Annotated in this window: 17 protein-coding genes; 1 reads left to right on the top strand and 16 read right to left on the bottom strand. The window is 67.7% G+C overall.

Annotated elements, in window-relative coordinates:
• Positions 1-371: 371 nt before the first annotated feature.
• From KME79_RS37805 to KME79_RS37750, 12 genes are all read right to left on the bottom strand, one after another.
• Entirely contained in the window at positions 372-899 is a 528-nt protein-coding gene (locus tag KME79_RS37805; protein WP_219550304.1) for a hypothetical protein, read from the bottom strand.
• Entirely contained in the window at positions 896-2,494 is a 1,599-nt protein-coding gene (locus KME79_RS37800) for a type IV secretory system conjugative DNA transfer family protein (RefSeq protein ID WP_219550302.1), read from the bottom strand. The genes KME79_RS37805 and KME79_RS37800 overlap by 4 nt, the downstream gene beginning before the upstream one ends.
• Before the next feature lie 146 nt (positions 2,495-2,640).
• Entirely contained in the window at positions 2,641-3,378 is a 738-nt protein-coding gene (locus KME79_RS37795; RefSeq protein WP_219550300.1) for a hypothetical protein, read from the bottom strand.
• The gene (locus KME79_RS37790) at positions 3,375-4,715 is read right to left on the bottom strand and encodes a hypothetical protein (RefSeq protein WP_219550298.1); all 1,341 of its coding nucleotides are present in this window, start codon (positions 4,713-4,715) and stop codon (positions 3,375-3,377) included. The genes KME79_RS37795 and KME79_RS37790 overlap by 4 nt, the downstream gene beginning before the upstream one ends.
• 33 nt (positions 4,716-4,748) lie before the next feature.
• Positions 4,749-6,320 carry an RNA polymerase sigma factor gene (locus KME79_RS37785; protein ID WP_219550296.1) on the bottom strand — a complete coding sequence of 524 codons (1,572 nt, stop codon included), beginning with the start codon at positions 6,318-6,320 and terminating at the stop codon, positions 4,749-4,751.
• On the bottom strand, positions 6,313-7,617 hold the full coding sequence (locus KME79_RS37780) for a hypothetical protein (RefSeq protein WP_219550294.1): 1,305 nt from the start codon (positions 7,615-7,617) through the stop codon (positions 6,313-6,315). Before KME79_RS37780 ends, KME79_RS37785 begins: the two co-directional genes overlap by 8 nt.
• Positions 7,614-9,203 carry a thiamine pyrophosphate-binding protein gene (locus KME79_RS37775; protein ID WP_308249198.1) on the bottom strand — a complete coding sequence of 530 codons (1,590 nt, stop codon included), beginning with the start codon at positions 9,201-9,203 and terminating at the stop codon, positions 7,614-7,616. The genes KME79_RS37780 and KME79_RS37775 overlap by 4 nt, the downstream gene beginning before the upstream one ends.
• A gap of 68 nt (positions 9,204-9,271) precedes the next feature.
• A complete protein-coding gene (locus KME79_RS37770) occupies positions 9,272-9,934 on the bottom strand; it encodes an isochorismatase family protein (protein WP_219550292.1) in 663 nt (220 codons plus the stop codon).
• Between the two features lie 23 nt (positions 9,935-9,957).
• Positions 9,958-11,124, bottom strand: a complete 1,167-nt coding sequence (locus KME79_RS37765; protein ID WP_308249197.1) for an isochorismate synthase — start codon at positions 11,122-11,124, stop codon at positions 9,958-9,960.
• 36 nt (positions 11,125-11,160) lie between these two features.
• A complete protein-coding gene (locus tag KME79_RS37760; RefSeq protein ID WP_219550290.1) occupies positions 11,161-11,916 on the bottom strand; it encodes an SDR family oxidoreductase in 756 nt (251 codons plus the stop codon).
• Entirely contained in the window at positions 11,913-12,125 is a 213-nt protein-coding gene (locus tag KME79_RS37755) for a hypothetical protein (protein ID WP_219550288.1), read from the bottom strand. The genes KME79_RS37760 and KME79_RS37755 overlap by 4 nt, the downstream gene beginning before the upstream one ends.
• A gap of 9 nt (positions 12,126-12,134) precedes the next feature.
• A complete protein-coding gene (locus tag KME79_RS37750; RefSeq protein WP_219550286.1) occupies positions 12,135-13,610 on the bottom strand; it encodes an MFS transporter in 1,476 nt (491 codons plus the stop codon).
• Positions 13,611-14,079: 469 nt separating this feature from the next.
• On the opposite strand from KME79_RS37750, the gene KME79_RS37745 reads away from it, so the two are divergent.
• Positions 14,080-14,886 carry an SAM-dependent methyltransferase gene (locus tag KME79_RS37745; RefSeq protein WP_219550284.1) on the top strand — a complete coding sequence of 269 codons (807 nt, stop codon included), beginning with the start codon at positions 14,080-14,082 and terminating at the stop codon, positions 14,884-14,886.
• Positions 14,887-15,029: 143 nt separating this feature from the next.
• Here KME79_RS37745 and KME79_RS37740 read toward each other — a convergent pair whose 3' ends face one another.
• The 4 genes from KME79_RS37740 to KME79_RS37725 all read right to left on the bottom strand — a co-directional run bounded on the left by KME79_RS37740 (position 15,030) and on the right by KME79_RS37725 (position 23,833).
• Positions 15,030-15,395 carry a P-loop NTPase family protein gene (locus KME79_RS37740; RefSeq protein ID WP_246641102.1) on the bottom strand — a complete coding sequence of 122 codons (366 nt, stop codon included), beginning with the start codon at positions 15,393-15,395 and terminating at the stop codon, positions 15,030-15,032.
• A gap of 524 nt (positions 15,396-15,919) precedes the next feature.
• Entirely contained in the window at positions 15,920-21,061 is a 5,142-nt protein-coding gene (locus tag KME79_RS37735) for a DEAD/DEAH box helicase (RefSeq protein ID WP_219550282.1), read from the bottom strand.
• A complete protein-coding gene (locus KME79_RS37730; RefSeq protein ID WP_219550280.1) occupies positions 21,058-21,954 on the bottom strand; it encodes a hypothetical protein in 897 nt (298 codons plus the stop codon). The genes KME79_RS37735 and KME79_RS37730 overlap by 4 nt, the downstream gene beginning before the upstream one ends.
• Complete coding sequence (locus tag KME79_RS37725; RefSeq protein WP_219550278.1) at positions 21,947-23,833, bottom strand: hypothetical protein; 1,887 nt, start codon at positions 23,831-23,833, stop codon at positions 21,947-21,949. Before KME79_RS37725 ends, KME79_RS37730 begins: the two co-directional genes overlap by 8 nt.
• Between the last annotated feature and the right edge of the window lie 37 nt (positions 23,834-23,870).

Below are 23,870 nucleotides of genomic sequence, written 5' to 3'. Positions count from 1 at the left end.
AACGACGGGAGTGTCGCTTACCCGACACCCTCAGTCAGAAGCCGTGGGCTGACGGGGATCATGCATGCTGGTCAACCGTGAAGTTATGGATCCGGCATATCCGAATGTGTGAGATGGGTCACAGCATAGTTTCGGACGCCGCTTACCGCAGATAGGCGCACTCCACGTGATCTACCGAAAAAGGAAGGCCGGGTTCTGGTGGTCGCATGTCTTTCAGCTGCTCGGTAGGTGTTCCAATGGGATCCGAATGATGTGATCTGATCGGCCGCCCGAGCCCGGAGCCCACGCTCGACGCTGTGGTGGGCGTCGCGGGCGTAGCCTCTTTGCGGTATGGCACGCGGGGACCGGCACTTCTCGCCTGTTCGCGGACTTTACAGCAGGCTCAGCTCGGTGATGGTGCGGTCGACCATGCCGGCATCGTCGCGCGGTGACCCGTCCGGCTGGTGGTGCTGGCCGCACGGACGCATCCGTACCTGCAGGCGTTCCACGGTGCTGGGCCGGAGCCGGTCGAGATAGTGGGCGGCGTCGCTGGAGGTGGCGCCCTCCCAGGTGTAGGCGGTGCGCCAGGCGCAGTAGAGCATGGACAGCTCTTCGATGACGTCCCAGTGGCGCGGCCAGCAGCTCAGGATGGCTCGGGGGGCGTCGGGCCAGGCGAACAGCACGTCACGGACCCAGTCGGCCAGTTCGGCCAGGCGTTCGGCCTTCTCCTGATGCGGCATCCGGGGCCAGCACCAGGGGCACGGAGCTCCCCCGGGCGGCTTGCCGCTGGAGCGCTCGGATCGGCTGGGGGACGTGTTCAATTGGGCGACGGTGTGGGCGAGTTCTTCCAGCTCGGCGGCCAGGCCGGTGATGATCTCCGGCTGGGCGTCGTCTCCGCCGTCATTGCGCCTGCCGGTCACTGTCGGTCGTCGTCCGGTTCGTCGTCGCGGACGTGCCACGGCCGAGCCAGACGGGGGCGGCGGCTCATAGTGGCCGGGGGTTGAGGAAGCTGGCAAGCGGTGGAGGTGAGCGCCGACGGTTTCAGGGCCGGCAGCGGCACCTGACCCTTCTTGCGCCAACGCTTGTAGTCAGCGCGCTTCCAGATCTGCTCAATACGGACGATGGTCGGCGTGGCGTTGCGGCGCAGGACCAGGGCCCGCCAGGTCGGCAGCCGGCGAGCCTGCTCAGGCGGCAGCACGGGCACGTTCTCCCAGCGGCGGGTGCGCAGCCGCCGGCTCGAGCCGTCGACCGAGGTCTCCCAGTACGGCATCGCGATCTCGCCGCACAGCTCGGACATCGTCTTGAGGTCTTCGGGGTCGGAGGTGGCGCCGAACAGCATCTTGGCCTTGGCGTTGTTCCAGATGGTTCGGGCTCCCTCAGGCCCCCACCGTTGGCGGAACTGCGCCTGGGATTGGCCCGCGACGATGAAGACCAGGCCGGCGCCGGCGGCGGTGGCCAGCCAGCCGGGAAGCCGGGGGATTGGGCACACCTCGGGAGCCTCGTCCAGCACGAACAGCACCGGCGGGTCCATCCGGCGTCCGGGGCGGCGGGAGGCAAGCGCGCGGGCGTGGTGGTGGAGTTCGGCGACCAGGGTGGTGAACAGCACGGGGATGGCCGGGGTGACGTCATCGCCGGCGATCAGGTACAGGGTTTCCCGGCGCCGCAGCAGCTCATCGAGGTCGAGCCCTTCGCCGGGAGCGGGGCAGATCATGTGGGCGATGGCCGGGTCGTCCATACAGCGCAACACCTGCCGGAGGGTGAGGAAAATGCTGTCGCGCGTACGGACGTGCAGGGTGTGATATCGACGCACCAGAGCGGCGGCGCGGTCGGTGTCGAGCCCGGGACGGAGGCGGGTGAGGATCTTCAACGGAGTCGGGTCCTCGTCCAGCGCCCAGGCGTAGACCTGCTCCATCGTCAGCCGTTCGAGAGCGGCGGCGTGCATGAGTGAGGCCAGCACCATCGCGGCCTGGTTGGTCCAGAATCCCTCGTCGGATACGCCGCCGGTCTCCGCCGCGGCGACCATGTGCGCGGCTCGCCGGATCGCGGTGGCCTGGTCGTGGCAGCCGTCCACGGGGGACCAGCGGACGGTGGAGGCCCAGGTGCCGAACCGGTCAGGGTTGAACAGGTGGACGCGCCGGCGCTCGCCGCGCAGCCCGGCGGTCAGGCCGACGATGTCGTCACGGATGCTGGTGACGATCACCGCGCCCGGGGCGTCCAGGATGCGCCCGGCCAGGTGAGCGGTCTTACCCTCCTTCTGCGGAGCCAGACACAGCAGGCCGTCCTCGAAGGTGGCGTACGTACGCATGCGGAAGATCCAGCCCTGCGCCCAGCCGAGGAACAGGGCGATCTCGCTGTGCGCGAGCAACCGCCGCCGCCACCAGCCCCGCACCGACGGGCGCGCGTGGCGGGCGACCTTGCGAGCGGCCGGCAGCCCGTAGTGCAGGTAAAGCTCCAGACGGCGAGCGAAGCCCGCGCCCGGATACATCCGCAGACGCAGCCGCCACCACAACGCCAACCCTTGACGGCGACGCGGATTACGCAGGCGGTGGACGACTACGGCGGCCACCGAAGTGGCCATCAGGGCAGCGCCCGCAGCGACGAGCAAGCCCGTGTGCGGGAACTGCGGCCAGCCGTTACCGGCCAACCCCGTGGTCATCGGCGTCACCGGGGAGGTCCGTCGTGGCATTCGGCCCAGGTCAGACAGGTCGGAGCGAGCAGTGTGCCCGGCGGTTCCTCCGGCCCGCCGCGCCGGGGCGCACGGGTGCGGGCTGTGCGGGTGGGTGCGGCACGTGCCGTCTCGGTGACGGTCACGGCGGGCCTGCTGGATGCTCGCCTGACAGGCCTGTCGGATGGCCGCCTGCTGGGCTTCTTGGCCGACGAGGTGGGGGATGGGCGGGGCTTGGTGGAGGCGGTCCTGCGGGGGGACGCCGAGGTGCGTGTCGCGCTGAGGGTCGGACTGGGGCTGGGCTGGGCAGTGGTCGGTGGGTGGCGGGTGGGCGGGGTGCGTTGCACGTACGAGAAAGGCTCGTCGGGTTCGGTGGTGTGCTGTCCCAGTGGGGCGAGGGCCAGCCAGGTGCCGAGGCCGATGGCGGCGACCAGGGTGAATGTCAGAGGCATGAGCTTGCGCCAGTCGGTGCGGGCCGGCTCGAACTCGTCCTCGTCGTCTGTGGCAGGTGCGGGTGGTGGGTGGTGCAGGCGGCGCGTGTTGATCGGCGTGAGAGGCGCGTCCGGTTTCCCGCCGTCCGCAGACGGGTTCCGCCTGTCCGGGCCGAGTTCGACGGGGTATCCGGCGCCGACGTCAGCGAACGCGGCCGGGCCTTCGTCGCCGTCGAAGCGGCCTTCGGGCAGGTTTGGAGGGTCGGACGGCATGAGGTGTTGCACCCTTTCGACGTGGCTCACACGAGGATGAAGATCTCGCCGGCTGCCTTGCTGAGGGCGGCGATGTCCTGCCGGATGCCGAGCTCGGTGGAGCGCGGGTCGAACACCACCGAGAGCCGCTCGCGCAGTTGCTGGCGGATCAGCTGCGACCAGAGCGGGTTGCCCGCCAGGTCGGCGTCGAGCAGCCGGTAGGTGCGGCCGCCGTCGACGGCGTGGTGCCCCCACAGCGTCACCGTGGGTACGCCCAGTCCGATGACGGTGCCGATGCGGGTGTTGATCTGGGCTGTGGCCTGGGTGTCGTCCCAGGGGGCGGCGCGGCCGCTGTGGGCCAGGCCGTACTCTCGCGAGCTGATCTGGGCCAGCGTGTCCCAGTCGAGGGCCTTGATGCTCAGCCATTGGGCGCGGGTGGCGATCGCGGGTGTGATGGGCTGCTGCTTGCCGGTCTTCGGGTCGTGCAGCTGATGCTGGTGGTAGGCGGAAGCGAACAAACCGTTGGAGACGTACACCTGCTCGACGGCGCTCGCCTTGATGTAGCGCTCGACGAGCTTCTTGGTGGCCAGCGGCGCCTTGTCCCGCATAGCCGCGACGCAGGCGGTTGCCGCGCCGCAGCCCAGCTCGGGCACCACCACGCCGATCGCGAGCCGCTTACCGGGCACGGCCTGGCGCAAAGCATCAACGGTGCGGCTGAGAAAGGCCTCGACGTCGTCCGCGCTCGTGAACCCGCTGTAGGCGAGGTTGTCGACGAACTTGACGCCGATCACGCCAGGCTGACGGGCGGCCTCGGCGAGCGCGTCCAGAGCTGTCTGGAATCGCGTGGCGCCGGCGAGATAGTCGTCCGCAAGGTCACTCTCCACCCAGATGCGCAGCCCGGCCGCTCGTGCGGCCTTGATCGCGGCGGTGCCCGGCTGCTCTGTCGCCAAAGGGCTCGCAGTGGCGTCGGGCGACCTGCTCTCGACGGGAGTGGCCGTCGGCGTGGGGGCCGAGGTCGAACTCGTCGTGGCCGATCGGCGAGGGCTGGGACGCACCGTGGCGGAGGCGGTGGACAGCGGCTCGGCGGCCTCCAGGTTGGCGCCGCCATCGGCGGCCCAGAACGCGGCGACCTCGGCGGCGTCTTGCGGTGGGGTCAGCCAATGGCAGACCACGTGGGTCGGAGTATCAGCAGGCAGCAGGTCCCGGCAGGAATCGCCACGCTGTACGTCCATGGCCTGCTCGGCGCCGGAGTCCGCTGGGTTGTTGCCGGGGATCACGCCGGGGTCGGCCCTGGCCAGGAGTGGCATGCACACAACGAGCGCCAGCACGCTGCCGGCCACGGTGAACTGCGCTTCTCGCCGGGTGATGCCGGAGAAGAACTGTCTCATCTGGGATGCTCCAGGGAGGGCGTTCGAAGAGGGTCAGCCGTGGGGGCAGTTCGACCAGTGGCCCTGGCCGTCGCCGACGTGGTTGCCGGTGGGTATCCAGACGCCCTTGTCAGCCGCGATGGTCCAGCTCACGTGGACCGTGGCCGTACCGCTCGCGGTGGTGGTGCCGGCCGAGATTCTGCCGTCGCCGGTGTTGGCGGCGCGCCAGGTGAGCGTGATCGTCCCTGCGCCTCTCGACGAGGAGCAGCCCGGCTTGGCCTGTGGCGCGCTAACGATGAAGCGGGTTCCGTCGACCACCATGCCGTCACTGGCGGAGGCCGACACCACGCGGCCGCCGCCCGGAGAGAACTCGATGGTGAACGAGCCCGTCCGCGCCGCGCCCAGGCTGATGCCGGTCGGGAAGACCCGCGCGGATGGCGCGGCGGGCTTGGGCAACCGGCGACTGCTCGTGGTGGTGGCGCGACCTGTCGGCTCCTGCCCGCCGGTACGCCCAGTTGCCCGATCCGGATCGGCCGTACGGGTGACGGCGGGGCTGGGCTTGGCACTGGCGCGATCGTCCGAAGCAGACCCGGTGCGGTGAGGTACGGGCGCGGACGTCGCCACAAGGGGCGGCTCTTCGACCGCCGGTTCGAACGGCGGATGCGTGGCGATCAGGGTAATCGTCTCAGCCCCAGGAGCCGAGGGTGGTCCCTGGCGGGCTGAGTGCAGTCCCGACCAGGCCATGCCGATAAGCGACACACCCGCGACCGCCCCGACGACCATCATGCAGACCCGCAGCGCCGGCACCACAGGACGCAAGGACAGGCGGGCCTCGGGATCGGCCTCGTCCGGGCGCCGCCGCCAGAACTCCTCCACATGCTCGCTGCCTTGCTCCCAGTTCCGAAACGGCCGGTCGTCGGCCGCAGCCGGGAGCCGGATGCTGGGCGTGTGCCGAGCATCGGGCAGGAGCGATGGCTGAACCGGAAACTCGTCCGCACGCCACAGTGCTTCCTCTTCGCCGAGCGGCTTGGCCAGGAGCAGCTCATCGGTCAGCGTGTCCGGCGCGGCCAGGATCGGTACGTCTCGGGCCAGGTCAGCCCCGGCGGCGTTCATCGCAAGCCATGCCGCCACCTGCTCGCGTGCCTGGGCTAGAAGGGTCTCAACCTGGACCGCGCCGACGTTGAAGATCAAGGCGATCTCGATGTCAGACAGCTCATGCCGTACGGCCAGATCGAGCACTTCGCGTTGGCCTGGTGACAGCTCGGCCAACGCCTCACCGAGCGGCCCGTTCCGGTCCAGGTGCGACGCAGAGCCCTCTTGGACGGCCAAGGTACGGTGCGCACGAGCCAGCCCGTACAGCCAGGCACGCAGGTGCTCATCGTCGGCCACGCGCTCCGCGTGCACGCAGGCCGACACCAGCGTGCCGGCCAGGGCGAGCCGGGCCTCGCCGGAGCTCAGCACGGTTCGCAGGTAGTCGTACAGCCGGTCGCCGTAGCGGTGCCGCAGGTCCTCGATGACCTCGCGGGCGTCGTCCGATAGCGAGTGCCACATCGGCTCTCCTGGAATGAAAGGGGTACCGGCCGGCTTCGCGATGACCGGGACGGTGATCGCACGCCGTTCATCCATGACCTGCCAGCGGACGGGTCGCCGCCGTATACAGGCCGGTGGCGAGCTGGATCAGGTCGATCTTGTGGCCGTGCTCGTCAACCGCCCATCGGCCGGGGTCGTGGGTGTGCAGGTTCAGCCGGATGGCGCCGTCGGTGTCACGGACCCAGAGCCGACCCAGCGGGTAGAGCCCGACCAGAGGGAACCGGGCGTTGGGCATTTCGGCGCGTAAGGCGCGGGCCAAGGCGCTGGAGCGCTGTTGGATCTTGGTCTCATAGACGTTCTCCACCGCGATCGCCAGCCGCGGAGCGTGCGGCGTGGAGACGGCGGCGCGCAGCTGGGCGGCGACGTAGCTGAGCTCGGCCAGCTCGACCGGGGTCGTGGGCGGGGCGACCTGCACGAGCAGCCGCCAGAGCCGGTCCTGGGCCGCGACGAGGTCGACCAGCTCCGCGGTCGACGGGACCCGGCCACAGCTCAGGGCGTGCCGCAGGTAGGCGCCGACGGTTTCGAGCTCGGCCGAGCCCTCCACCCGCACCGGCCGGACCCGTGGTGCGTAGGTAAGGGCGGCTCGCCAGCTTTCGGCGTGCAGGCCGGCCAGACGGGGATGGCGGGCGGCGACCGCCTCGCACCACTCCAGCAGCAGCCCCGCCGGGACTTCACCGTGCTGCGCGGCCTGCAGCAAGGTCAGGGCGGTGGCGGCATCCGGCACATCCAGCACCACCCGGACCGGAACATTGGGCGGGACACGTGACAACACACCCGCGCCCACGGCGGGCAGCCGGGCCGCGGTCTCGGCCTCGGAGACCGTCAGGTCGTCGTCCAGCCGCAGCCCCACGACCGGTTCGCCGACCTGATCGCGGCGCAGCGAGGTGATGGGGACGCTGCGGCCGCTTTCGGTGACCAATCGGGCGGCGCGCGTGCTGAAGTGGCATCCGCCCGAGATGACGGTCACCTCGTGCAGATCGTCCACTCTCGAGTCGGCGGGCGGGGTGCCGCCGATGAACACGTGATGGACGGCATCGCGCAGGCGGAGCCCGCTGTAGGCGGTCACGGTCTCGTGGCCGGGGCGCAGGTCGCGCTCGCACACGACGTCGGCCACCGGCACGTCGGTGTTCCACAGGTACCTGAGCAGCTCCCGCTGGCGGCGGGCGGCTCGCCCGGCTGCTCTGTGCAGTGGATGCGGAGCGCCGTCGGCCGGTGCTTGCCACCAGCCGCCCGTCAGATGGCGGGATGGAAGCCCTTCCGGGGCGAGATCGATCTGGCTCAGTCGGGCCGCGGACGACGTACCGAGCTGGTCCAGCACGTAGAAGGTCGTCATGAAGCCTCCTTCCAGGAGCTGGTGTCGGGCAGCCGCACCGAGGCGATGCGTGCGTCGAGCAGCAGCGGTCCCAGGCATGGCCCGGCCATCCAGTCGCGAACCGCCTTCAGATCCCGGCCCTGCCGGACGACTGTCGCCGCGCAGCCATAGCCGGTCGCGAGCGCCGCCAGGTCGACCAGCCTGTACGGGCCGTCGTCGCTGGTGTTGTAGACGACGATCAGCAGGGGCAGCGCGAGCCGTACCGCGGTTTCCAACTCGGCGGCCGCTCTCAGCGCGCCGGTGTCGCCGAGCGCCGCCAGAGTCAGCCGGTCCGGGTTGGCCAGCGCCGCCCCGATGCCGCCGACCAGGGCGAGCCCGGCTTCCTCGAAGGCTTGCCAGGAGCAGAACCCCTGCGCGTCGGGGATCCGCAGCAGGCTGATCGGGTAGCTCATGAAGTCGCCGCGGTCGACGACGAGCGTCCGCTCCTCGGGCAGCAGCGCGTCCAGCAGTTGCGACAGCGTCCGGGGATCGATGCGGCCGTCGATGTTGATCGGTTGGTAGCCGACGTCGTGCCAGCTGGACTGCTCGTTGATGCGGCGGCGGATCTCTTCGGTGCGGTAGCCCGTACGGGTCGAGGGGAGTCTCTTGAGGAGGGCGCTGGCCGTAGCGGCGATGTCGCCGACCACGCCGAGGTCGATGGCGCGATGGACGCCGAGCATGCTTGGGTCGAGGTCGACCTGCGTCACGTGGGCGCGGGATGCGATGAGGGCGCCGCGGCGGGTGGTCCGCTCGTGCAGCGAGCACCCCCAGCCGATCAGGACGTCGGCATCGTGGATCAGGTCGGCGACCGCCGGAGTGGACCAGTCGCCGGCAATCCCGAGATTCCACGGGCTGGAGGCGAACAAGCCGTGCGCCGCGGCGGACGTAGCGAGCAGCGCGCCCGTGCGCTGGGCCAGTTCCTCAAGCTCCCGCCCGGCGTGCCGGGCGCCGCGCCCGGCGATGAACACCGGCCGGCACGCGGCGGTCAGCTGGTCCGCCAGGCGCGCGACCGTCTCGGCATCCGGCACCCGAAGTGCAGGAGCTCGCAGGTCGCCGAGCGAGGCCAGCAGGTCGTCCGGCGGAGGCGGGCAGGAGGCCGCCACCACCTCCCGCGCCAATGTCAGCACCAGCGGGCGGCGCTGCGTGCGCGCCGCGTGCAGGGCCCAGGCGACGACGCTGACCGTCTCGGCCGCGTCGATGACCGGTTCGATGAGCGCCCCGGCGGCGGTCAGCAACGCCGCCTGTCGGGCCATGCCGCTGTGGCCGCCGGTCGTCTCACATGCGAGGACCAGCAGGGGCGTACGGTTGTGGGCCGCTTCCAGGATGCCGGTGATGGCACTGGTCAGAACCGACCCCTGCGAGATGGCCAGCACCGCGGGCTCGTCGCTGGTCCGCGTGTAGGCCTCGGCCATGGTCGTCGCCCCGCTCGGGTGCCGGGCGGCGACCACCCGCATGCCATGCGCGGTCAGGGCAGGAGTGAGCGGGCAGTCGTCCACGGCCACGCCGAAGACGATCCGGACCCCGAGCGCTGCCAGCACCCGGCCGACCGTCTCGGCGACCGGGATCACCGCAGCTCCCCGGATACACGGGCGCGCGTCACCACATGAGAGATGAACATGAGAAAGTGCCTCTCGCGTCAGGCCAGCGGGTTGATCAAGGAAGGCGCCACGCGGCCGCTCAGCGTTCGGATCACCTCACGGGTGGCTTCCACCCGGGCGCAGTGCCGGGCCATGTAGGTCAGCGCGGCCCGGTGGTCATCGGCGTTGAAGGCGGCGATCGCGTCGCCGAGGACGAAGGGCTTGATGTCGTTGCTGAAGGCGTCGACCGCGGTCGCCTGGATGCCGATATGGGCATAGACGCCGCCGATCAGCAGCTGGTCCCGGCCGGAGTTGCGCATCAGGCCGGCCAGCGGGCTGCGTACCAGGGCGCTGTAGCGGTGCTTGGCCAGCAGGATCTCGCTGGGCTCGGGCATGAGCGGGGCGCAGATGTCGGTGTCCGACTTGGAATCGGTCAGGCCGGGACCCCACAGATCGGCCAGCAGCCCGCGGTCGGCGGGGTCTTGAGAGCCTGACTGGGCGGTGTAGACGACGGGCACCCCCAGGTCGGCGCAGCGCCGCCGGATGGACAGCAGGTTGGACAGCACGTCAGCGATGGGGGAGGCGTCCATCTCGTAGGGGCGCAGGAAGTAGTGCTGCATGTCGTGGATGAGCAGCACGGCGCGATCCGCCTCCAACGTCCAGTTCAGCCGGTTGTCGGGCAGGGCGGGCAGCATGTAGGGGGCAATGGCGGGGATCGCCACGACAGCTCCTTTTCAGTTCGGGTTCACAGGTCGGTGTGGACGCGCAGTGCGCGCAGCAGAGTGGAGAACTTCGCGCTGGTCTCGGCCAGCTCGGCTTCCGGCTCGGAACCGGCGACGATGCCCGCTCCCGCGTACAGGCGCAGCGTGTTGCCGGACACGGCGCCACAGCGCAGCGCCAGCGCCCATTCGCCGTCACCCGCCGCGTCCTGCCAGCCGACCAGCCCGGCGTAGAAGCCGCGCTCGACCGGCTCCAGCGCGCCGATCACCTCGCGGGCCAGGTTCTCGGGAGTACCGCACACCGCCGGAGTGGGATGCAGGGCGGCGGCCAGCGTCAGGCTGCACGTGCCCGGATCGCGTAGTCGCCCGGTGATCGGCGTGCTCAGATGCCACATGGTGGACGTGGCGGTGAGCTGCGGCCGGGCCGGGACGTACAGGTGCTCGCAGAACGGCGCGAGCGCCCGGGCGACGGCGTCGACCACCAGCCGGTGCTCCTGCAGGTCCTTGCCCGAGCCCTGCAGGGCCAGCGCGCGGGCCTGATCGACGGTCGGATCGAAACTACGCGGCGCCGAGCCGGCCATCGGGGTGGTGGCAACTGTCCGGCCGTGACGGGAGACGAGTAACTCGGGGCTGGCGCCGATCAGCCAGGTGTCCTCACCGGTCGGTGCGGCGTACACGTACCGCGCGTTGGGGCCCGGTAAGTGGGCGAGCAGCTCCTTTACCGTGAGCGGGCGGTCCGCCTCCAGGACCATGGTGCGCGCCAGGACCACCTTGTGCAGCGGCCCGGCTTTGATCATCTCCTGGGCCTGCCGCACCGCCGCCAGGTAGGCAGCCGGTTCGGGTTCGGCCTTGAGCGTCCAGGACGGGTGGCGGCAGCCGAAGCAGTACGGAGCGAGCAGCGGATCTGCCCAGCGGGGAGCGCTGCACAGCGCCAGGCGGGAGGACGTGGCGTCGAAGGAGATCAGTCCGGCAGCGACCATGCCGGGCTGGTGCAGCGTGGTGGCGACCTGGCTGGCCAGCGCCGTCAGCGGGCCGGTCAGCGGCGCCTGCTCATCGTTGTCGTCCGCCAGCAGTAGATGGGCTGGAGTGCTCATCACCAAAGTGGACGGGGTGATGTCGATCGACAGGGGTACGGGGGCGTCGCCGGGCACCGGAGTGCGCATGGGGATCAGCGGCGGCGTGGACACGGTCACGGTGGAGGTTCCTTTCGCAAGGGAAGGCGGAGGGCGTCACCCGGTCAGGCTCGCGCCGCCGTCGACGACGAGGTCCTGCATGGTGATGTGGCGGGCCTGCTCGGAGGCCAGCCAGAGCACGGCCTCGGCGATGTCGGCCGGTTGCGCGACGCGGCCCAGGGGGATGCCCAGCCGGAATCGGTCGGGGTCGCCCGCGATCGCTCGGTCGGCGCTGGTGAGCGCGGACAGCATGGCCGTGTCGGTTGATCCGGGCGAGATGCTGTTGCAGCGGATGCCGGCGTGAGCCAGTTCCAGCGCGAGGTGTCGGGTGAAGGCGACGATGGCGGCCTTGGACGCGCCGTAGGCGGCCAGGCCGATGCGCGGCGCGTGGCCGGCGTTGGAGGCGATGTTGACGATCGTGCCTTGGCGGCGTCGCACCATCGGCTCGGCCACCGCTCGGCAGATCCGGATCGTGCCGAGGGTGTTGACCTCGAACAGCTCGCACAGGTCGTGCTCGCTCAGCTGTACCAGCGGGCCGTGGCGGAGCACGCCGGCGACGTTGACCACGATGGCCACCGGGCCGAGCTCCTGCTCGATGGATCGGACCGCGGCCTCCACCGTGTACGGGTCCCGTACGTCGCACGGGAAGGCCGTTACGTGCGGGAGGTCCTGTAGCGGGCCGTACTGAACGTCCAGCGCGCCGACCTGGGCACCGGCGGCGGCGAGCCGGGCGCAGATCGCTGCGCCGATACCCTGCGCGGCTCCGGTCACCAGCGCGACGCGGCCGGTGATTCCCGCGACATGCTCGGTCATTCCGTCCCGCCCTCACCGTTGAGCGCCGCGTCGATGGCGGTGATGGCGTTCTGGCAGACGTTGCGGACGTGGTGCAGCCGGCACAGCCGGTCGGCGGACGCCACGTTGAGCACGGGGATGCGCGCGGTGGTCACCTCGATGGGCGCATCGGAGGCGGGGCGGGGGAGAGGGAAGGCCAGCAGGTCGCCGGGGTGTCGGCGGGAGTGCATGTGGTTCTCCTATGAGTGAAGGGACAACGAGTACGCAGGGCGGACGCCGGAGGTCAGCCGGGACAGCTCGTAGTCGGCTTCGCTGCGCACCTGGATGAGGGCGGCGCGCAGTTCGGCCAGCAGCCGGTGCAACTCCTGCACCTCCTGCTCGGCTGGGACGCGCCTCGTGTTCTCCCGGGAATGGGCTCCTCGGGCGGCGCGCAGCGCGGTGAAGACGGCGGCGGCCGCCAGGAGCGAGGCGACGGCGATGACAGCGACGAGCACCGCGGTGAAACCGGCGGGCGGACCGGAAAGTACGGGGTGTTCCAGCAAGATGGACGAGCCCGCGACTCCCAGCGCCCCACCGACCATGCGAGCTGCGGTCACAGCACCGGCCGCCGTGGCGAACTGCTGTGGTTCGGCCGTCAGAGTGCCCGCCGTGAAGGTGCCCGTGGCCAGCGCACCGATCCCGGCACCGATGGTCGCCAGCGCGAGCACCATCCCGGCCGACAGCTCGCCGATGCCCAGCAACAGCGTGCACCCGGCCACCACGGCGATCGCCCCTGTATAGATCACCGCAGTGGTGCCGCGCCGCCGACCCAGCCTGCCGGCCAGCGGCGCGGCGATGAGGACCGCCAGCGAGATCGAGATCAGGCACCAACCCGCCTCCGCGACCTCCAACTCGTGGATCTGCTGCAGGTACAGCGGAGTCATCACCAGGACCGTGTACTGCACCGCTCCGAACAGCGCGGATGCGATCGTGCTGGCGGCCATCTTCGGACGGTGCCGAAGCGCGTGCCCGTTCCCAGCGGGGCGAAGCGAGATCGCCAGCTTGACGGCCGCCGCCGCCATGGCGACCGCCATGCAGCCCACGGTCTGCGGCGAGGTCCAGCCCCATTCGCCGCCCTGCCAGATGGCCAGCACCGCGGCCGCGATCCCGGCGGCGGGCACGAGCGTGTCCGCCACCTCGGGCCGGGCCGTCCGTGTCTGGTTGTTCGGCAGCAGCGGGACGACCGCAAGCAGCATGATCGCCAGCCCCGCACTGCACAGGTAGGCGACCCGCCACCCGTGAGCGGCGATCAGCACACCGCCACCGGCCTGTGCCACCGTGACGCCCAGTCCGGAGCAGCCACTCCAGATCGCCAGTGCACCACGGCGGCGGGCAGGAGGTATTTCCCCCAGCAGCAGCGCGAGTGAGGTCGGCAACATCATCGCCGCACCGATCCCCTGGAGGAGCCGTCCGCCCAGCAGCAGGGGCCAGTTTCCTGCCCACGCGACCGCGACGGCTCCCAGGCCAAACAGCACCACCCCCGCCGCGAGCACGCCGCGTCGGCCGAGCGCATCGGCCCAGCGGCCCGCGGCCACCAGCAGCGCCGCGATGGCCGCGAAGTTGATGACGTTGACCCAGGTGAGCTGGGACGCCGTCACCTGATCGGCCGTCGGGTCGGTCGCCAGCTCGCCGACCACCAGCGTGGTCACCCCCGCATCAGCCATGATCACCGCCATGGCGGTGCAGGACGCGGTGAGCAACAGTCCGCGGCGGTTTCGCGCGCGGTGGCTGCCGCGTTTGGCAGGCCCGCCCCGGGTGGGGTGGAGGCCGGGACGGGCCTGGCTCATGGGGCGGCCGGCCGAGCTCGGCCGCTCTCGTGTATCTGGTGTGGTTGGAGGCTTGCTAGCTACGTACTGTGGTTGGTGGGTCAAGCCCAGCGGGGCGTGCGAGTCGGCGACGGTGAACGGGCTACTCGTTACCTCGGTGGTCACCTGCCGCAAGGTAGGGAGGGCCGGTGTTGGACCCGTTGCGGTGAGGTGTTGATCGGGGTGACTCTCGGTCGCGAACCGCCGGTCAGCGTGTGGGATCGATAAATTCGATCACAAGCCGATTGCGGAAGATCTTCTCGCCAATTCGTACGGGATCTCACTATGATCTTGACGGGCCCGATGTCAGAGAAAATCACCCTGTGACTCGAGGAGTGGCGTGCGCACGCAACAGCCCGACGAAGAGATGTCCTCTCCCTCTCCCGCCCGCATGTACGACTATTTCCTGGGCGGCACCACCAACTACCAGGTCGACAGGGACGCGGCCGAACGGGGACTGACCTACGCGCCCGAGATCAAGACCATCGCCACGGCCAACCGGCAGTTCCTGATCCGCGCCATCCGCTTCCTCGCCGAACAGGGCGTGAACCAGTTCCTGGACATCGGCTCCGGCCTGCCCACCCAGGAGAACGTGCACGAGATCGCCCAGTCGGTCACCCCATCTGCGCGGACTGTCTACGTCGACAACGACCCGAGCGTGCTGCCGCAGGCCCAGGCGTTGATCATCGGCGATGACCGAACCCGGTACATCCAGGCCGACGTCCGTGACCCGCACGGCATCCTCAGCCACCCCGAGACCACGCGGCATCTGGACCCCGCCCAGCCGTGGGCGGTCGTGCTGTGCTCGGTGCTGCACTTCGTGCCCGACGCCGATGACCCTTACGGCGTGGTCTACCGGTTGATGGAGGCCGCGCCGGCAGGCAGTTACCTGATCTTCTCCCATGTCAGCAGGACCGACGTGGACCCGGAGCTGTACAAGATTCTGATGGCGACCAACTCCAACAACCTCAGCAACCCGATCACGTACCGGACGGTGGAGGAGATCGCCCGTTTCTTCGACCAGCCGGACTGGGAACTGCTGCCGCCGGGCATGGTCGATGTGCAGCGCTGGCAACCGGACGGCCTCGCCGATGACTTCATCCCTGGGCGGGTACGTGTCTTGGGCGGTGTGGCCCGCAAACGCTGAGGACCGCTTTCTCGGACTGACCTGGCTCCCTCTTCGTGCATGATGTGGGCCAGGCCATAGAGTTGGCCTGTTGACGCCGCCGCGGCGCGGTCAGCGGTTGGCGGCTACCTGTTCCAGCCACCGGCGGGTCTGGGTACGGCTGGTCAGGAGCACCACCTGCTTGCCTGCGGCGATCTCGTTGATCTTGGCCAGCACTTGGGGCGCATGCGTCGCCGGTAGGTGGCGACGTAGGTGATCACGCCCCAGTGGATGCGGTTGTAGACGCCGCAGGCTTGCAGCCGGATGTGCAGCGAGGAGTTGTAGTTGCCGTCGATCACCCAGCGCGGTAGCGCGACCAGCTCGCGCTGGGCGGCTTCGAACTTTTCCGGCGGCAGCGGGTTCCACGCGTCGTCGTAGTAGACGGCGTCCAGGTGGGTGACCGGCGCATCCAGCAGACATCCGAACTCGCGGGCCACATAGGACTTGCCGCTCCCACCAGACCCGACGATGGCGACCCGGTTCATCTGCATGATGCTCCACGATAGGTCCGCTTACGGTCCGTACTGATCAGCAGCAGTGCAGTCGCTGCAAGTGACGCCGGGGCACCGTGACCGAACTCCTTTGCTGAGGTGGACCGTCAGCGTCGTCGACGGCTCTATCGCTAGGGTGACTCCTCTGGGACCGAGCAATCGTCAAGACCTGTGGATCAAGATCTTTGAGCGGTTATTGCCGGGTTATCGACGGCCGGTGATTCCTCGGGCCAAGGCCATCGCGAGCCCGGCCACGCGGGAGCCCGGCCCCGTGGTGACCTTGGTGCGGTGCCGGACGGTGGCGAAGTGGACTCGATGGGGTTGGGTCGAACCGCGCCCCGCTGACCAACACGAACACCAGTGCCTGGAGAAACGCCACTCAGCGCCCTGACCCATGTCCACGCAGGTCAGGCCCCAAATTCGTAACTCCAGGCCGCTGAACTACGCGGAACGAAGGGACAGCCACGAAGGAGTAAGAACGCTGGTCTGCGGGTCTCCAGTCCTCCGAAACGAGCCCAGGTGCCCTATCGGCTGTTGGCTCGTCTACGACCGGTGCTGATCTGTTGGATGATCAGGAGAGGGCTCCGCTCCGCCGTGAACCAGTCCGTGACCACGACTCTCGATGGGTCACCTGCGTAAGCCAGCGCCACATCGAGTGCCACCTTTAGACGAGGGCTGGAAAGGCCCTCTTCGCAAGCCTCAAGAGGGTGACGGGATACGACCGCATAGGGTATACGACGCGCCTTCATCCCTATGACGCCGGCGTCCGGAAGAATAAACGTACCGTCGTACAGCGCCCGTAGCCCTTCAAGGGACAGTCGTTCACGCTTCACGGCTGAGTCGGCGTGGACCAGTTGCTCCCCGGAAAGGACAGCGAAGAGGTCCGCACCGAGCCGCCAGTCCAGCAGCGGATGGAACACCATGTTCTCGTAGTCGCGCAGGCAGCCGTAGCACGACGTCTGGCATACGTCGGCATGTTCGGGAACTGCGAGATCCTTGAGAAAGCTGGCGACGTGTTCGGCGAACTCGGGGGCGACTTCGCCGAGATGGGTGCTGAACCCCGCACCGTTCTCTAGCCCATCCGCAAGAAAGGCATACAGCGCCGTCCCGTCCCTATGAGGGCCAGGGTGCACACCCGCGATGAGTTCGCGCGGATCGACGTCAAGGAACTCCGCGGCGGCGGTACGCAGGAGAAACGCCAGAGAGTACCAGGCAGCACGTCGGCCCTGATGGAGGTCAGATCGGAACCTGGGCCTGGGCTCCTGCAACCCCAGCCGAAGCCCTTGCGTGGGATCCGTGGTCGCCTGAGGACCGATGAACAGGAAGTCCGTGGGAAGAACGGCACCCAACGCGGCCCGTACCGGCTCCCCGAAGCCACGCTCCACCACCGGGTCGACGTTCTGCACGACGTACCCGCCCCACTTGCCTGCATTGACCCTACGGAAGGTGAAATTGCTACCGTCATTGTCGTTGACGATGTAGCGCTCTCCCGGACCCGTATACAGATCGGCAGCACGCCACGCCCTGTGGCGCAGCGTCTGCAAATTGGTGGTAGCGCGGGCGGTCACCATCCGAGCCGACCAGGAGAAATTCCCGTCGAAGTCCCGTGGAGGACCGGCTCGGAAACCTGCAGGTTCTCGCAGATCGACGACTCGGAACCGGGACGAACCACACATTAAGCATGGGCCTTCGACGCCGTCGCCCAGGTGGTTGCAGTCAGGGCACAGGCCGACCGGCCGAGAGCTACCAAGTGGCTGCGCGACTTCAGCCGGTATACCGCGAGTGGCAGGGACGAAATCGGTGACACCTACCACCGCGAAAACCTGGCCGTCTTTGACGATCTCGCTACCGGGAGCGAACGAGGACACCGCAAGCGCGATGTCCCTATCGATGGTGTCCTCCGGCGGCCATGGATACGAGCGTTCAGGGCGTCTCAGGTAAAGGTTCCGGACACGGGTGGGGAACCCGAACATGGGAAGCACGCCAAGATGTGCGAGCCGCTCGCCGAGATCATCAGTCTCACCTGTCCGGGCAGCAAGATCTCCGACACGGTCGAGCAACTGCTCCACCCAGGCCTCATCGAACTGCTCGGGCGAGAGCGCAGTGAAAGCCGTGAACGCGGCACCGCTCGAAGCGATCCGATCCAGATTTTCCCGACACCACCGACGGATGGCTGACTCGACATCAGGCCAATCGGTGGCGGTGCCGAACTGGCCATGGACCCCGGAGAAACGGCTGGTACTCGACAGACCCGTCTCCGCGAACGCCATGCGGAGGGTGTCGCTCGCGACGGCTCGCTCGAGGATCTCCGGTCGATTCAGCGCCAGATAGGGAGCGGGAACGGGATCATTGGTCACCGCTGCAGGATTGCGGAAGTAGTGCTCGTCATGGCTCCGTCCACGGCAGACAGTAAGGGCAACCGCGACCGGTGACGCGCGTCGGCCGGCTCGGCCGACGCGCTGCTGGTAGTTGAAGCGAGTCGGCGGCATGTTCGCCATAACGACGGCGGATAGCTGTCCGATATCGACTCCCGCCTCCATCGTGGTGGTCACCGAGAGCAGATCCAGGCCGTGCACCCGAGGCTGCTCATCATCGAGGAAAACTCCTTGGAACCTCGCCTGTCGTCGTTGCGCCTCCACGCGGCGGGTCTGCCCGGTCAGCTCCGCGCAGTTCAATCGAAACGCTCCTGATCCAGTTTGGGCCTTCCATCCGTAGTAGTCATCTTCAGCGGGTCGGAGCGGCTGCGGTTCAGCGTGGAGTCGTGAATTGCAGCCTGTGCAGATCCCGGCGCTGGGCGTGAGATGCTGACGATCGCAGGTCCCACAGTGCCACGCCTTCTCTCCTGAAGGATGGATCGCGACCTTTGCAGGGTCAATGAGAAAGTCGGTGACGATGCCCCGCCAGTAAGCCTCTGCCTGGTCCCGTACGTCCCCCGGATCGAAGCCGTGGAGTGCCGCTACTTTCTTCCAGTAGTTTCTCAATCGCGGGGGAACGCCAGTGGGGTACGGGTCCCGCAAATTGGGGAAGCGCCGTAGCTCGGCGAGGATCCGCAGACTGGCCTGACCGAGGCCCTCGATTGTCGTCTTCTTGGGGGGAGTGATGGCGTCAATCCGCCCCATCCCGAGTGATTCGAAATCACGATTTGAACCGGAGAAGAGCGCCTCCACGACGTTTTCCAAAAGGTCATCCTCGGCGTTCAGAACGGTGTCACGGAGCCCGTCAGAGAGCCCGGGAATGAGGCGTGGTGGCTCGGTCCTCCAGTCGTAGAGGGTATGCCAGTCGGTTCCACCTGGCTGCTGCACTGAAGGCCGAGGCCCCGCGGGGTTCACTCCGAGTATCATCAGCTGCCGGTGGATGGCCGTCTTGGCGAGGAAATCGAGGCGGAGCGGGGCTGTGAGCTTCGCCGTGGCGACCGCCGCGGCCTCCTCGTCGCCGTCAAGCCAGGCCAGCCTCAGGTCCTTCAACGCGTCCGGATCCTTCGCCTTGAGCCTGTCAAGGTCAGCTTGTGCATTCGAGGCACGGGCACGGGCGACATCGTCGTCGCTGATGGAGTTTTCCTGGGTGCCCTGCAAAGCGAAAATTCTCACCAGGTCCTGGTAGTGGCGCAGGGCGACACCAGCAGAGAGTTTCGCGGCGTTCTGCCGACTGTCGGAGAAGACGACAAGTTTCCGTTCTTCAACTGTCGCGAACTGGGTCGCCAGTTCCGTTGAAAGGACCTGGTTAACCTTCTCAAAACCCGTACGCATGGCGCTGATGGGAGAGGATTGCCGGTCGGGGTGGTCGAGGGGAAGGGGGGTGCCGGAGCGGTCTCGTGTCCGCTCCCAATTGCTGGCGCATGCGGGACAGCTGGACGGGAAAGGGGAGAACTTGTCGAGCTCGACCTGAGGCTCCCCTGTCTTCGGATTCTTGGCGGAGTTGATGTGGAAGCTCCAGCCGGTCGCGCCCTCCTCACGATTCACGAGTGTGCCGGATCTCGGGTCCAAGGAAGAACGCCGGAAGGAGAAGGTCAACGCGCCCTTTCCCCGTTGGTACGAATCGTTGTCGTTCGCCTGCTGCTTGTTTGTGCGGGGCCAGTACACGACGTAGTTATGGGCGGTACGGTCCGGCCGCGCCAGATCGGGGACCCTCGACAGGTCGGGCGTGTCCGGCAGTAGCTGTGATTCGAAGCCAGGCCGGTCGAATGCATCCCGCGGGGCGTAGCCGCCGAGGAAGACGTCTCCGCATGACCGGCAGAACAGCATTTCCAGCACCCGTGCACCGCAGTCGCAGAACGTCCGTGGTTGCGCGTACAATCGGCCGACGCTGCGACCCTCGTATCCGCGGCCAGGAATGTCCGGGCATGACGGATCCGAGCATGCCCACATTCCGGCGACGTTGCGAAAAAACAGATGGGCGCGGATCTTCTCCCCAGGGGAGGGCGTGGCGTCGCTCAGCGGGACCGTACGACCGCCGCCCGCGATCAACTCTCCAGGGATGAAGTCGAACGAACCCTGGCTGACCGCGAAGAACTCCTCGGGGAACTTCCGGTCCCGCTCGCGATCGGAATCCAGCGACGCCGTCGTCGCGATGACCCTGAGCCGCTCCGGATCATCCATGATTCCCAGCCGCTGCCTGAGGTTCCGGATGAGGTAGGCGACCTCGGTGCCGGCAGTACCCCGGTGCATGTGCAACTCGTCGACAACAAGGGTAAACCGAGCTTCGGGGGACTGAGAAAGCCATCTGCGGGTCTCGGTGAAGAAGCCCTCATCACGATCTCGCAGCAGCATGATGTTCAGCATCGAGTGGTTCGTGATGAGAAGGTCTGGCGGCGCATCGTACATGTCCCACCGCGACAGCATCTCCGCCCCACCTGGCCGGGGGGCGAAATACCGGGTTCCCTTGTCAGGCCGAGGTGCCTCGGCATCAGCTTTCGCTGCTTGATAATGCCGTTTATCCGCCTCACGCATGAACGCCCGCAGTTCGTCGACCGCTCCCGCCTGTTCTGGTCTGCCCAGCACCGGAGTCGTTCCCGTGTACCGACCGAAATAGAACCGATGCCCACTCCTGCTCGCGTCGAGCCACGTTCGCACGGCTTCGCTGTCCAACGTCCGGCGCAACCGGACCAACTGATCGTCGACCAGCGCGTTCGTCGGGTACAGCACCATGGCGCGGACGGCTCGGGGACGTCCCCGCTCTCCGGACCGGTGAGGTACATATGGTGAGCTTGAACGCTCCCACCAACGTTCAACCTCTCCTGGAGTCCCATCCCATGCTCTGGACTCCTTGAGGAGATCCGAGATGATCGGCAGAAGGAACGATTCAGTCTTCCCTGAGCCGGTCCCTGCGGTCACGACCACGTTCCGACCGGACTTGAGCGCCGATACCAACGCCCTCTCCTGATGCGTGTACAGCTCGCGCCCCGGGCCGAGCAACCCCAGGTGGGCGAACTCCGCGAGTTCGGCAGGGGCTCCCGCCCGCGATACCGAATCGGCGAGTGTGCGCCCCGTGGTCGCATACTCCGGTCGGATCTCTATGTACGGCTCCGTGTACATGCCGCCTGGAACATCGAGCAACGCTCGCCGCTCATCACGCAGCCGTCGGTCCCGAAGCCGGAACGCCGTGTCGTAGTAGCGCACGTAAGCTTCGCGCAACGCTTCGAACGTCTGCTTCGCATCGAGCTCACTCATTGAATCTCCAGCTTCCGGTGCAACGACTCTGCGATCTGCTCTGCGACCGGCCTCGGCACCCCGTCGTACACGTGACCGTCCGCTGATCTCAGCGGTGGTAGCCCTGTACACAGCACCGCTGCTTTCCGCTGCCTGTGGGGCAGAGGAGCGCGATTATTGACTGTCAGCCGTCCCAGGCCATGCTGGTTGTCCCCATCCGCCTTCCAGAGAAAGGGGAAGGTCGTTGGAGGGAGGACAAGATGAATTCCCTCATCACGATCGACGCCGTGCCAGTGGTGATCTCGGAAGATGGCGTAATGGGGGATTCGTCCGTACAGGAAATACCGATACAGCCCTTCGCGAGGGGATCCGGCCGACCCTGATGGCTTGAAGCGTCCTGATGAACCATCGAACAGGGCCAGTTCCGTTTGCCTCGATGGCCTGTGTCCCGGAGGGGGCAATTCCAGCTTAGGCAGGGCGCCGGCGATCTGTTCCGCCGCGCATGCCGTCAGCGGAGCCCCGAGCACCGCACTCGCCTGTTCTTCGTGATCCTGGAACCACACCGTTGACGGCGGCTGAATGCAGCCTTCTTGCGGTTGGTTTTGGTACACGACAGCACCGGGAAGGCCCTTCCAGTAGTCGGGAGCGGGGCGGGCGCCGACGAGCAATGCCACCCTTACCGTCCCTGGAAGAAACGTAAATCTCTGTGGCTCGACCACCCACGTCCGACTGAGCCAGCTGACGCGGAGGAACCCCAGATCTTCCATTAGACCAATCCATCGGGTTGCGCTGTACGTATCGGCCCTGGCGGCCCAGGCGACATCCTTGCGCAGCCGATCGATCTGGCCTGAGCCGACCTCGGCGAGCCAGGCGACGAGCAGGTCCGGATCGAATGCATGGGAACTCTCAGGCACAGCTACGGCCCTTCAAGAACACTTCCTGCAGATAGTTGATCCAGAGTCTCCGCTCCGCGGGTGGATGATCGATCGTGAACATTGGAATCCAGCGCTCCCGCATGGTCAAGGTCATGCGAGTGATGCGAGGCTTTTCCTTACGGAGCAGTCGCACTTCGACGCTGCCGTCCGGGTGATCGACCACGAGCCAAACTGCGGACTGCGGGATCTCCACCCCCGCAACGGTGCGCAATCCGGTTCCACGCTCGCTCCACCATCCGAGTCTCGCTGTCGTGCCCAGGTCGGTGAAGTTGCCCTCGGCGTCGATCACCCTGGAACCCTCGACGGGAGCAGGGGCGGAGGGAACGGAGACGGGGACCGTTGCCAGCACATCACCAGATTCAGAAGGAGCGGGGCGTTGGGGATCATGCAGGTAAAAGGTCAGCGGGTTGGTGCCGTCGTGGATGACGTGCTCACCGACGGTAAGTCCGCGGCCGCGAAGTTCTGTTCGCTTTCCCCAAGTGGCGATGGGCTTGTTGTCGAGCCGCACGACAGCCACGTCCGGCGGGGGTATCAGGTCCGGTTCACCGCCCACGAGATAGTGCCGTCGTTCATTGTTGGGCCGCAGGCGCAATCCACCTGCGAGCCTGGACCTTGGCGTCTTCCCACGGTCGACGAACTCGATGTCGGCTGCCACGAACCACCCGTCCAAGGTGCTTTCTTCCGGCTCCTCCCACTCGAAACCTGCTTGGTGGACGAGGTCCTGGGCTTCCTTCTCACTCGCCCTATTGAAAAGAAGCAGGGACGGCGTGTGCGGGGTCGGAGCGGCAACCTCGGTCCACCCACCCAGAGGGTCCTCTTGGAGGACGATCGGATGCCGCCGTGGGGGGGATGCGATCGACAGATACTCGCCTTGTGCGGTCACGCCCTCCTGGAGCCCTCGCCGGAGGTCGGGTAGATCGCCTGAGAGGACATACAGGCTGCCTTCGTCTCGTGTCGTCAGGGTGACATGCCCGCCATGATGAATCAGCTTGTCTTCGGTGACCCCAGGGACACGGATCGCCCGCCATTTCAGAGTCCAACCGATGCGGGGATCGTCGGTGGCATTGATCTGGAGCGGCAGCCGCCTGAGCCCTCTCGGCACGTAAGAGGCGTGCTTGGTCGAATCAGCCAGGGCGAGCAGCAGCGGCCCAAGTAAGTTATCCCGAGCATTGCTGCTCAGAGCTTCCCGTAATCCCGGGGATAGGCCGTTCCTCCCTCTCCACTGGCGTAGCCTCCGTAAGATGGTGCCGGCCTCCCGCTCTCGGCACTCTCTGAAGAACGGGGCCAACCGGTCGTGGTCGGCCGCGCATATGAGGGCCTGTGACTGGGCGTATCCGATCCTTTCGCGTCCCTTGTACGCATGCAGGGTGCTGACTCCGCGTGACCCGTCTTGCTCCTCCAGCCACTCATGGAGGCATCCCCAGAGCTCTTTCACGGTTCCGTAGTCACGCTTGAGATGTTCCTCAGACTGGACATGGCGGACGTGACGTGGTGCTGGCAGAAGTTCGCCCAGGCGTGAGTAGTAGGCGGGAGCGCCGCGGTTGCCGTCTCCACGCATGTGCGTCGCCGCCAGCACGCACACTGCGAGCAGCGGCAGGCAGGGCGGCGGGTCCTCCCGGGAGCATCGCCTCCAGAGCGAGGTCTCACGGTCGACCCATCGGTAGGCGCGGTTATGCCAGTCGATGGCCTCCTGCGCGACGGCGATGCAGAGGTCGTCGATGGAGCCGGTGGCTGAAGCATCTCGATGCAGCCGTGCGGCCTCGTCATCGTCGACGAAGAACAGCAACGGGCGGCCGGCCTGGTCGGGCCCGAAGAACCTTTCGCTGAGCCGGTCCTGCCACCAGTTGTAAGAGCGCAAGGGATGCCGTCCTCGTCTCCTTGGCTTGACGGCGCGC

Source organism: Nonomuraea harbinensis (assembly GCF_019396385.1).
Lineage (GTDB): Bacteria > Actinomycetota > Actinomycetes > Streptosporangiales > Streptosporangiaceae > Nonomuraea > Nonomuraea ferruginea.
The sequence above is the reverse complement of the archived record's forward strand: the minus strand, read 5'-3'. Positions and strand labels throughout refer to the sequence as shown.

Coding starts and splice junctions, on each gene's coding strand:
- KME79_RS37790 (WP_219550298.1), bottom strand. CDS start 4,715: ATGAGACAGTTCTTCTCCGGCATCACCCGGCGAGAAGCGCAGTTCACC.
- KME79_RS37785 (WP_219550296.1), bottom strand. CDS start 6,320: ATGGATGAACGGCGTGCGATCACCGTCCCGGTCATCGCGAAGCCGGCC.
- KME79_RS37780 (WP_219550294.1), bottom strand. CDS start 7,617: ATGACGACCTTCTACGTGCTGGACCAGCTCGGTACGTCGTCCGCGGCC.
- KME79_RS37760 (WP_219550290.1), bottom strand. CDS start 11,916: ATGACCGAGCATGTCGCGGGAATCACCGGCCGCGTCGCGCTGGTGACC.
- KME79_RS37755 (WP_219550288.1), bottom strand. CDS start 12,125: ATGCACTCCCGCCGACACCCCGGCGACCTGCTGGCCTTCCCTCTCCCC.
- KME79_RS37750 (WP_219550286.1), bottom strand. CDS start 13,610: ATGGCGGTGATCATGGCTGATGCGGGGGTGACCACGCTGGTGGTCGGC.
- KME79_RS37740 (WP_246641102.1), bottom strand. CDS start 15,395: ATGCAGATGAACCGGGTCGCCATCGTCGGGTCTGGTGGGAGCGGCAAG.
- KME79_RS37735 (WP_219550282.1), bottom strand. CDS start 21,061: ATGAGTGAGCTCGATGCGAAGCAGACGTTCGAAGCGTTGCGCGAAGCT.